The sequence below is a fragment of the Trinickia sp. genome (assembly GCF_051954495.1).
In the GTDB taxonomy this organism is placed as follows: Bacteria; Pseudomonadota; Gammaproteobacteria; order Burkholderiales; family Burkholderiaceae; genus Trinickia.
On sequence record NZ_JBQCHR010000153.1, the window covers coordinates 104464 to 115002 of the forward strand.

The 10539-nt window shown below is 63.6% G+C and carries 9 protein-coding genes; 5 read left to right on the forward strand and 4 right to left on the reverse strand.

What is annotated here, in order from left to right:
- Window positions 1-4: 4 nt before the first annotated feature.
- Both ACTHNR_RS21035 and ACTHNR_RS21040 read right to left on the reverse strand, forming a co-directional pair.
- Window positions 5-1324, reverse strand: coding sequence for an MFS transporter (locus ACTHNR_RS21035; RefSeq protein WP_440549589.1), 1320 nt, complete (start codon window positions 1322-1324; stop codon window positions 5-7).
- A 47-nt stretch (window positions 1325-1371) separates the two neighbouring features.
- Window positions 1372-2181, reverse strand: a complete 810-nt coding sequence (locus ACTHNR_RS21040; protein WP_440549609.1) for a putative hydro-lyase — start codon at window positions 2179-2181, stop codon at window positions 1372-1374.
- 352 nt (window positions 2182-2533) lie between these two features.
- Here ACTHNR_RS21040 and ACTHNR_RS21045 point away from each other — a divergent pair, with 352 nt between their 5' ends.
- Window positions 2534-4111, forward strand: coding sequence for a methyl-accepting chemotaxis protein (locus ACTHNR_RS21045; protein WP_440549590.1), 1578 nt, complete (start codon window positions 2534-2536; stop codon window positions 4109-4111).
- A complete protein-coding gene (locus tag ACTHNR_RS21050) occupies window positions 4108-5040 on the forward strand; it encodes a LysR family transcriptional regulator (protein ID WP_440549591.1) in 933 nt (310 codons plus the stop codon). The genes ACTHNR_RS21045 and ACTHNR_RS21050 overlap by 4 nt, the downstream gene beginning before the upstream one ends.
- Before the next feature lie 138 nt (window positions 5041-5178).
- On the opposite strand, the gene ACTHNR_RS21055 is transcribed toward ACTHNR_RS21050, so the two are convergent.
- On the reverse strand, window positions 5179-6102 hold the full coding sequence (locus ACTHNR_RS21055; RefSeq protein WP_440549592.1) for a choline sulfate utilization transcriptional regulator: 924 nt from the start codon (window positions 6100-6102) through the stop codon (window positions 5179-5181).
- A gap of 170 nt (window positions 6103-6272) precedes the next feature.
- On the opposite strand from ACTHNR_RS21055, the gene betC reads away from it, so the two are divergent.
- The 3 genes from betC to ACTHNR_RS21070 all read left to right on the forward strand — a co-directional run bounded on the left by betC (window position 6273) and on the right by ACTHNR_RS21070 (window position 10027).
- The gene (betC, locus tag ACTHNR_RS21060) at window positions 6273-7814 is read left to right on the forward strand and encodes a choline-sulfatase (protein WP_440549593.1); all 1542 of its coding nucleotides are present in this window, start codon (window positions 6273-6275) and stop codon (window positions 7812-7814) included.
- A gap of 64 nt (window positions 7815-7878) precedes the next feature.
- Entirely contained in the window at window positions 7879-8847 is a 969-nt protein-coding gene (gene choX, locus ACTHNR_RS21065; RefSeq protein WP_440549595.1) for a choline ABC transporter substrate-binding protein, read from the forward strand.
- Between the two features lie 37 nt (window positions 8848-8884).
- Window positions 8885-10027 carry a porin gene (locus tag ACTHNR_RS21070; protein WP_440549611.1) on the forward strand — a complete coding sequence of 381 codons (1143 nt, stop codon included), beginning with the start codon at window positions 8885-8887 and terminating at the stop codon, window positions 10025-10027.
- An 84-nt stretch (window positions 10028-10111) separates the two neighbouring features.
- On the opposite strand, the gene ACTHNR_RS21075 is transcribed toward ACTHNR_RS21070, so the two are convergent.
- Window positions 10112-10273, reverse strand: coding sequence for a hypothetical protein (locus tag ACTHNR_RS21075; RefSeq protein ID WP_440549597.1), 162 nt, complete (start codon window positions 10271-10273; stop codon window positions 10112-10114).
- Window positions 10274-10539 lie beyond the last annotated feature (266 nt).

A 10539-nucleotide genomic window follows, 5' to 3' on the forward strand; every position in this document is an offset into this window, starting at 1 on the left:
CACATCAGTACTTCAATTGCGCGCCGCGCGTTTCCGGCAACGTCAACGCGGCGACAATCACGATCCCATACGCGCCGGCGGCGAAGGCGCCGATCGCCGACCCGAGCGACATTTGCTGCGCGACGTAGCCGATGAGGAACGGGAACGCAGCGCCGACCGCACGGCCGAAGTTGTAGCAAAAACCTTGGCCGGAGCCGCGTACCCGAGTGGGGAACAGCTCCGACATGAACGCCCCCATGCCGGCGAACATGCCCGATGCGAAGAAGCCGAGCGGGAAGCCGAGAATCAGCAGCAGTGTGTTGTCGAGCGACACGTGCGTGTAGGCCAGGGCGATGATCATCGACGCCAGGGCGAAGGCGATGAAAGAGCGGCGACGGCCGATCCGGTCGGAGAGCCATGCGCCGAACAGATAGCCGGCGTACGAGCCCGCGATGATCACGGCTAGATACCCACCCGTTCCGACCACGCTCAAATGTTGCTCGGTCTTCAGGTAGGTCGGCAGCCAGGTCGTGATTGCGTAGTAGCCGCCTTGTGCGCCCGTGGCGAGCAGCGCGGTGCGCAGCGTCGTGAACCACATGTCCGCGCTGAAAATTTCCATGAACGAGTGCGTCGTGTGCGTGTCGCGTTCGTGCTGCTTGGCGAGACGATGCACTTCGGGTTCGCTGACGAAGCGCCGAATGAAGATGACGAACGGCGCCGGCAGGATGCCGATCGCGAAGAGCGCGCGCCAAGCCATATCGTGCGGCAGCAGCGAGAACACGAGCGTATAGAGCCCCGCCGCGACGGCCCAGCCGATCGCCCAGCCTGCCTGAACCATGCCTACGGCCTTGCCGCGGTCGCGGGCGCGAATCACCTCGCCGATCAGCACGGCGCCGGCCGTCCATTCCCCGCCGAACCCCAGCCCCATCAACCCGCGCGCGATCAGCAGCTGGGAGAAGTTCTGCGCGAAGGCGCAGGCGAGTGTGAAGAGCGCGAACCAGACGATCGTGATCTGCAGCGTTCGCACGCGCCCATACTTGTCGGACAGGATGCCGGCGACCCAGCCCCCGAGCGCCGACATCAAGAGCGTGACGGTCCCGATCAGGCCGGCCTCGCCCGTGGTCAAGCCCCAAGTGGCGATCAGCGCGGGAATGACGAAGCTCAAAAACTGCGTATCCATCGCGTCGAGCGCATAGCCGATCTTGCAGCTCCAAAACGCCCGGCGCTCGTTGCTGTTCAAGTGGCCGTACCAGCCGAACAGGGCGTGGCTGTCGCCGGGCGCCGCGGGCGGATCGGCGCGTCCGTCGACGGCTTCCCGATTCGGATAATGGGCTTTGGTGTTCATGATGGTCTCTGTCTCCTCTACCACGGCGTTGGGATGCGCGCTGCGCGTCAGAGGACGGCCAGCGATGCGTTGGGGATATCGGTAACGAGCATGTGCCCGGGGCGATGAGCGATCGCGAACGGCAGCTTCGCCGCTTCGATCGCGCTTTGCGGCGTCACGCCGCAGGCCCAGAACACCGGTATTTCATCTTCGTAAATCGTGACGGCGTCGCCGTAGTCGGGGCGCGACAGATCGGCGATGCCGATCGCACGCGGGCTGCCGAGATGGACGGGCGCGCCGTGCACGGACGGAAAGCGGCTCGTCACTTGCACGGCGCGTATCGCGTGCGCGCCGGACATCGGGCGCATCGATACCACGAGTTGCCCGCCGAACGGCCCGGCCTTCACGTTGGCGATGTGGGTGCGAAACATCGGGACGTTGACGCCCTCGTCGACGTGCCGCAGCGCAATGCGCTCTTGCGTCAGCATCTGTTCGAACGAGAACGAGCAGCCGATCGCGAATGCGACGAGATCGTCGTTCCAAAGCCCAACGATATCGTCGGGCTGCTCCGCGAGCCGGCCGTCGCGATAGACGTTATAGCCGGGCACGTCCGTGCGCAAGTCCAAGTCCCGCCCGAGCGACGGCACATTCCATTGGCCGCGTTCGCCCACGCCGAGCAGCGGACACGCTTTGGGATTGCTCACGCAAAAGCGCAGGAAATCCTGCGCATAGGCGCTCGGGATGATGACGAGATTGGCTTGGGCATACTCGCCGCACTGCCCGGCGGTGGGGCCTTTGAAGTCCTTATGGCGCACGAGCTGACGAAAGCGCTGAGGCATGGCGGCATTCCTTGATGACGATGAGCTTGGTGAGGAGATTAGGTTTGAAAAAAATCCTCCGCCAGCAAGGAATTCCGTGCGCCGCTGTCAAGGTTTTCTTAACGCTTTCGTGCGGGTTTTCCCCAGCGTGACATAGAGGATCCGCATCGGGACCGATCGCCTAAGTCATTGCCGAATGAAGCAAAAATCGCCGTTCGAAGCCGCCGCTGCAGGGTGTTCCCCGATTGAGTTATCCCGCGCCGCGCAGTCGAATTCGCGCATGAAAAAGCGCGGTCGATACATCTCGATCCGCTTAACATCCGCCTTCGAGTGCCGTTAACAGAGAAGGGCGGCCCCACGCCCTTCGCTGCGCCTTCTATACCAACAAGCCTCATTCGTCGGAAGAAACCACATGTCTCGTTTGACCCTGCGACAAAAGCTTTGGATTCCCCTCCTTCTCACTTGGCTCGGCCTGCTGACGTTGACTGTCTGGCACGCGATGCAGATGCGCGACATGCAATTGACCGAGCGCAAGCACGCGCTCTCCGATATCGCGGAAATGGCCTATTCGATCGCGGCCGGTCTCGATCGCGACGCGCAGGCCGGCAAGCTCGCCGCCGACGCGGCCAAGCAGCAAGCGTTGGCCCGAATTGCCGACTTGCGCTATAGCGGCAACGGCTACGTGACCGTCGTCGGCGGCGACTCGGTGGTCGTCATGCACCCGATGGCGCCGAAGCTGAACGGCCAGGACATGTCGCAATGGAAGGATGCCAAGGGAAATTTCCTTTACCGCGATATCGCGGCAGCCGGCGCCTCGCCGAGCGGGACGGGCTACGTCGAATACTGGTGGCCGAAACCGGGCGAGAAGGAGCCCAGTTCCAAGCTCGGCTTCGTGAAACGCTATAAGCCGTGGAATTGGGATTTCATCGCTGGGGTCTACCAAGATGACATTCAGGCGTCCTTCTATCACACGCTGATCACATCGTTGGTTGTCCTAATCATTCTCGGGGCGGCGATCTCCGTGCTGACTTCCCTCGCGATCAAGAGCGTGCGGCGTTCGGTGGGCGGCGAGCCGGCGAAGGCGGCGGAACTGGCCCGCCAGATCGCCTCGGGCGATTTGACGGGGCGCATCGACGTGGCGCACGGCGACGACGAGAGCATCGTGTCGGCCATCGCTTACACGCGCGACACGCTGGCGGGCACGGTCTCGCGCGTGAAGACGGCGGCGGAGACGATACGCACGGCCGCGGCCGAAATCGCCACCGGCAATGGCGATTTGTCGAGCCGCACCGAGCAGCAGGCGGCCTCGCTCGAGCAGACTGCCGCGGCCATGGATGAGCTGACCTCGACCGTCAAGCAAAACGCTGAAAACGCCTCGCGGGCGACGGAAGTGGCGGCAAGCGCGTCGTCGGAAGCCGAGCGCGGCGGCAATGTGGTGGGCGACGTCGTGGGCAAGGTGCGCGCGATCGCCGAAAGTTCGAAGAAGGTGGCCGACATCACGTCGGTCATCGACAGCATCGCGTTCCAGACGAACATCCTGGCGTTGAACGCGGCGGTGGAAGCGGCACGCGCCGGAGAAAACGGCCGCGGCTTCGCGGTGGTGGCGAGCGAGGTGCGCAGCTTGGCGCAGCGCAGCGCGGCGGCCGCGAAGGAAATCCGCGTGCTCGTCGATACGTCCATCACGCAGGTAGAAAGCGGGGCGGCGCTGGCGGAAACGGCCGGCGCCGCGATGGACGGGATCGTGACGGCGGTCAAGCGTGTGACGACGATCGTCGGCGAGATCGCGAGCGCTTCGACGCAGCAGAGCATCGGCATCGACGAAGTCAATCGCGCGATTTCGCAGATGGACGGGGCGACGCAGCAAAATGCCGCGCTGGTCGAACAAGCCGCGGCGGCGGCCGTCTCGCTCAACGAGCAGGCGCAGCAGCTCGGCGAAGCGATGCAGGCATTCCGCGTCGAGAGCGATACCGGGCACGCAAGAATGCGATGAATACGCGTTTCATCGAAACGTTCGTGACGCTGGCGGAACTCGAAAGCTTTCGGGCGACGGCGCGCGTCTTGCATGCGACCCCGGCGACGATCTCCTTGCGGATCAAGTCGCTGGAAGACGAGCTACGCACCGAACTGATCGACCGTTCGACGACGCAGTTTCGTTTGACGCCTGCCGGCGAGAGTTTGCTCGGTCTTGCGCGCAACGTCGTCGACGCGGCGCGCGCGTTGCGCGAGGCGGCCGGACAGGAGGTGATCGTCGGCGGGAAGCTGCGGCTGGGCGTGATCGAGACGGTCGTGCACTCGTGGCTTTCGCACTACGTCACGCACTTGAATTCGAAATTCCCGCAGCTCGATGTGGATTTGACGGTCGATTCGAGTGCGGTGCTCCAGCAGCGGCTGCTTGCGGGCGAACTCGATCTTGCGATACGGGTGGAAGGCATCGACAGCACGAAGATCGCCTCGAGCGCGATCGCGAGCTATCCGGTGCGCTGGATCGCTCGCCGTGGCTTGCTGTCGCGGCGCGCGAGCGGACTTGCGGCGCGCGTGTTGCAGCGTCCGATCTTGACGTTCGGCCGCGGTACGGCGCCGCAAGTCGCGCTGCAGAGCATCGTGCTGGCGCTTGCGCGGCAGGAGAGAATCAGTCCCGAGCACACGCGGACGACCTGCTCGCCTTCGGTGGCCGCGATCGTACAGCTCATTCGGGACGGCTACGGCGTGGCGTGCATCCCGAGCTTATTCGTGACCGACGAGCTGCAGACCGGCGAGTTCGTCGAGCTTCCCCTTAAACCCGTACCGCCGCCGATCGTCGTATCGGTCTGCAAGCCAACGAATGCGAGTGCGATGGTCAACGCCGCCGCCAGCGCCGCGCATCTCGCCTGCACCGCGTATTGCCGGACAAAGCGGAAGGACTTGATCGAGGCGCTGTGACAGCCGTGAAACGCTCGAGCCGGACCCCTGGCGCTTTGCCGTGGTCGCGCGCCTTGTTTGGCCATTATCGAGTGGAAGACGAAGCTTTCGCCGAGTGGGTTCGGCGACGACTGCACCGCTCATAAGCCGGAAGCGCACCTACTGCGCCGTCACCGGGCTCGCCGCGCAGGCGGCGAACAGCCAACGCCGAAAGGCCGGCGCGGCAGGCGTTTCGGGCCGCGCTGGCGGACACACGAGAAAATACCCGCGCGCGGTCGTGACCGGCTCGTCGAACAGGGTGACGAGTTGGCCGCTGGCCACGAGTTCGTCGACGAGCGGCAGCCATCCTAGCGCCACCCCCTGATGCGTGAGCGCCGCATGCATGACGAGCGCATAGCTGTTGAAGGTCGACCCGTGTTCGTCGGGCGGCGCGGACAACCCGTGCGTCGCGAACCAACCGTTCCACCCCATCCAGCGCTCGGGCTGCGCCGGCTGCACGTGCAGCAACGGCGCGCCGCGCAAATCGGCTGGCCTCGCGATTTCGGGGTGCGCCGCCCGAAAGGCGGGCGAGCAAACGGGTACGACCTGCTCCTGAAAAAGCCGCGTGGCGGTGCACGGCGACCAATCGCCGTCGCCGAATGCGATGGCGACATCCGCGTGGTCCCGGCGGGGATCGAATGCCAATTGCGACGTCACGACCTTCACGTTGATGTCGGGCAGAAAGCGCCGCAAGTCCATGAGCCGCGGCACGAGCCAATAGGTGGCGAAGCCGGCGTCGGTCACGATCGTCAGCGCGCCTTTCGCGCGGGCGGCCCGGATGTCGGCCACGGCATCGCGAATGGTCCCGATGCTTTGGCGGACCGCTTCGTAAAGACGTTGGCCATCGGGCGTCAAGGTGACGCCGCGATGCCCGCGCTCGAACAGCGGCACACCCAGATCCGCCTCCAACTGCACGATGCGCTGGCTCACGGCCGGCTGCGTCGAGCCGAGCTCGCGGGCAGCGGCCGTGAAGCTGGCCAGCCGCGCCGCGGACTCGAACACCGACAGCATCTGCAGCGGGGGCAAACGGTCTTGCTCAGACATAAGCATGCCTTATGGGGCCATAAATAGCGGCCGTCTTCACACGCGAATTGTGGGTCGACATATTGGCGTCACGTCACCGGCGCCAAGCCGTCGCGATCTTGCAGTGCAGCAGCGGCGCATCCAGGCCGATCGCGGCGACGCCCGTTCAACGCATTTTAAACATCGAGTTCATGAAGCCCAACACCGGAAAGAACATTCTCGTCTTGATGGCCGACCAAATGACGCCGTCGTCGCTGCGCGCCTACGGCAACGCAGTGTCGAAGACGCCACGTATCGATGCGCTGGCGCGCGACGGGGTGGTGTTCGACTCGGCGTACTGCGCGAGCCCGCTGTGCGCGCCGTCGCGTTTCGCGCTCATGGCCGGCAAGCTGCCCTCGAATATCGGCGCCTACGATAACGCGGCCGAATTTCCCGCGCAAACCTTGACGTTCGCGCACTACCTGCGTGCGGCCGGCTACCGCACCGTGTTGTCGGGCAAGATGCACTTTTGCGGGCCGGATCAGCTGCATGGATTCGAGGAGCGTTTGACCACCGACATCTACCCGGCCGATTTCGGCTGGGCGCCGGATTGGGATCACCCGGAGGTGCGCCCCAGCTGGTACCACAACATGAGCTCGGTGCTCGACGCCGGCCGATGCGTGCGCACGAATCAGCTCGATTTCGACGACGAGGTCACCTTCACCGTGCGGCAAAAGCTTTACGACATTGCGCGCGAGCAGCAGGCAGGCGCCGACGTGCGGCCGTTTTGCGTCGTCGCGTCGCTGACTCATCCGCACGATCCGTATGCGATTACGCCCGAGTACTGGAATCTCTATCGCGATGAAGAGATCGACATGCCGAGCACGACGCTCACCTTCGACGAAAGCGATCCGCACTCGAAGCGGTTGCGCCATGTCTGCGAGAACGACCGGACGCCGCCGACCGAAGAGCAGGTGCGCAACGCGCGCCGTGCCTACTACGGCGCTCTGTCGTACGTGGATTCACAATTCGGGGCCATCCTCGATGCGCTCGACGCAACGGGGCTAGCAGACGATACGATCGTGGTCGTGACTTCCGATCACGGCGATATGCTCGGCGAACGCGGCCTTTGGTACAAGATGACGTTTTTCGAGAACGCAGCCCGCGTGCCGCTGATCGTTCATGCGCCGAAGCACTTCACGCCGCACCGCGTGGCGGGTTCGGTGTCGACGATCGATCTGCTGCCGACGCTCGTCGAACTGGCGACCGGCGAGCGCCAAACGGCGTGGCCCGATCCGGTCGACGGCCGCAGCCTCGTTCCGCATTTGCAGGGCGACGGCGGGCACGACGAAACCTTCGGCGAATACCTTGCGGAAGGCGCGATCGCCCCGATCGTGATGATTCGTCGGGGCCGCTACAAATTCATTCACACTCCGGCCGACCCCGATCAGTTGTTCGATCTATCCGCCGATCCTAAAGAACTCGTCAATCTCGCCGCGAATCCCGAGCATGCCGCGTTAGTGGAGCAGTTCAGGGCCGAAGTCGAGAGGCGTTGGGACATCGACGCCATACATCGGGATGTATTGGCAAGCCAGCGCCGTCGGCGCTTTCACTACGCGGCATCTACCCAGGGACGCATTCAAGCCTGGGATTGGCAGCCGTTTGCCGACGCGAGCCAGCGCTATATGCGCAATCACATCGAACTCGACACGCTCGAGGCCATGGCGCGCTTTCCGCGCGTCGCAAAAGAATAACGGGCACGTCCGGCCGACCGAGACCGAATCACACCACACGCAGGTCAATCTTGAAGGAGCAGAGATGAACGGAAGCGGGCAGTTGGGATATGGGCGCTTGATTGGAGCGTTCCTACTGGCGGTGGCAGCGGCGATGCCGGCGGCGACGCGGGCGGGCGAGGCGAGCAGTTGTACCGACGTTCGCATGGCCGACCCGGGCTGGACGGACATCGATGCGACGAACGCCATCAGCGGCGTCGTGCTCAAAGCGCTCGGCTATCGGCAGAGCGTCGCCAATCTGTCGGTGCCGATCACCTACGAGGGGTTGAAGAAGGGGCAGGTCGACGTCTTCCTGGGCAATTGGATGCCGGCTCAAGGGCCTCTCGTGAAGCCGTTCGTCGATAGCCATTCGATCGACGTGCTGCACGCCAACCTGACGAATGCGAAGTTCACGCTGGCGGTGCCCGACTACGTGGCCGCGGCGGGCGTGCACTCATTCGCCGATCTCGCGAAGTACGCGGACAAGTTCGACGACAAGATCTACGGCATCGAGCCCGGCGCGCCGGCCAATCAGAACATCACGAAGATGATCGGGGACAAGGCCTTCGGCCTCGGCAACTGGACGCTCGTCGCCTCGAGCGAGACCGCCATGCTGACGCAGGTCGAACGCGCCGTGCGCGACAAGCGGTGGATCGTGTTCCTCGCGTGGGAGCCTCACCTGATGAATACCAAATTCCATTTGACGTATTTGTCGGGAGGCGATGCGTACTTCGGCCCGAACTACGGCGGGGCGACGGTGAATACCGTCACGAGGACGGGCTTCGCGAGCCAATGCGCGAATCTGGGCAGGCTGTTCAAGCAGATGACGTTCAGCGTGGACTTGGAGAATCACATCATCGCCAGCGTTCTGCAGGACAAAGTCAACGTGAACACCGCCGCGCGCGATGCGCTGAAGTCGCACCCCGACTTGCTCGGTCCTTGGCTCGACGGCGTGACGACCGCCAACGGGGCGAATGGGCTGCAGGCCGTGACCAGCGCGCTTGCCGATCACTGAACGGACCGCCACCCTTTAAACATAACGAGAGCACATGATGAAAGCATTGCGCACCCCGATCGGCGCGGGTATCGCGTTGGCGCTCGCCGGATTGCCCGGCGTCGGCCACGCTCAAAGCAGCGTTACGTTGTATGGCATCCTCGATGCGGGCATCACCTACGTCAGCAATACGGGCGGTTCACATGTCGTCAAATTCGACGACGGCATTTCATACGGCAACCGCTGGGGCATTAAGGGCACCGAGGATCTGGGCGGCGGGCTGAAAGCGGTATTTGCGTTGGAGAGCGGGTTCAAGCTCGGTACGGGGCGGCTCACGTTCGGCGGTTCCGAGTTCGGGCGGCAGGCCTATGTCGGGCTTGCAGGCCCTTGGGGCACGGTATCGTTCGGCAATCAGCAGGACATGACCGAGGAGATGGTGTTTCTGTACAACGTCTCGGCCTGGGCCAGCGGGTACGCGATCCACCAGGGCGACTTCGACCGCTTCAACGGCGACCGCCTGCCCAATTCGGTGAAGTTCCTGTCCAACGACATCGACGGCTTCAAGTTCGGCGGCATGTGGTCGTTCGGCAATACGGCCGGCAACTTCCACCAGAACAGCGCCTACAGCGTCGGCGCACACTATGCGCACGGCAAGTTCACGATGGGCGCGGCGTATACGCAATTGAACAACCCGTTCGGCATCTATGCCTTCGATCCATACGCGATGATCGGCACGCGCACGTTCCTCGGCGCCCCGACCGTCAGTGTCGATCCCGCGACGGGCGCCGTGACGGATCTGTTCTCCAGCACGTCGTTTCCCGTCGACAAGCAAGGCACGTTCGGCGTAGGCGCGAGCTACGCGTTCGGCCCCGTGACGGTGATGGGCAACTATTCGTACACGACGATCAAGGCGCTGGGGCAATCGTCGCACATGCAGGTGGGCGAGGGCGGGGTGGCGTGGAATGTGACGCCGGCGTTCAGCGCGATCGGCGGGTATCAATACACGCACTTCGAGGGGCACCATTGGAATCAGGTGTCGGCGGGCTTGCACTACCTGCTGTCGAAGCGCACGGATGTGTATATCTCGGGGGATTACCTGAAGGCCTCGAGCGGCGTCGATGCCGTCATCGGATACAGCTTTGCGCCGTCGACCACGACGACGCAAGCGGATTTGCGGATCGGCATGCGGCACTCGTTTTGAAGTAACTCCTCGTCGTGCTTGGGCGGGCGTGTCGTTGATGCGTCCGCCGTTTTTTGTTTGGCGCGCGCCGCACGGAAGGGAGGATTATGGCGTGGGTGCAAGCGTTAGTCGTTCGATTACCTCGTCTTCGACAGGCTGAGTATGCGTGAGCCGGATTTGCTCGATCATCTGCGTCAGAACGTCGAAGGTCGTCTCGGGTGTGGCTTGAGCGGGGCCGGTTTGCTCGGGTTTCGATGTGCGATCCAATCGCGGTACTGCTTGATTTGCTTCACTTTCCCGAGGAGCCTCGAGTCTATCTCGCCCTTGAAGAGATTGAGGATTTCGACGAAGCGCCAGTACTCGACCTCACTTTCGAATTTTTCGGCCAGCCTCGAGCAACTGTCCACAACCGGCCTTCAGGCCGGTTTGGCTGAACACTTTTGGAAGGGGTTTGCACCCCTCCCAAAGAATCGCTGAAACCCCGGCCTTCAGGCCGGGGTCCCAGCTCACCGCCCTGAAGGGCGGGGTTTCAA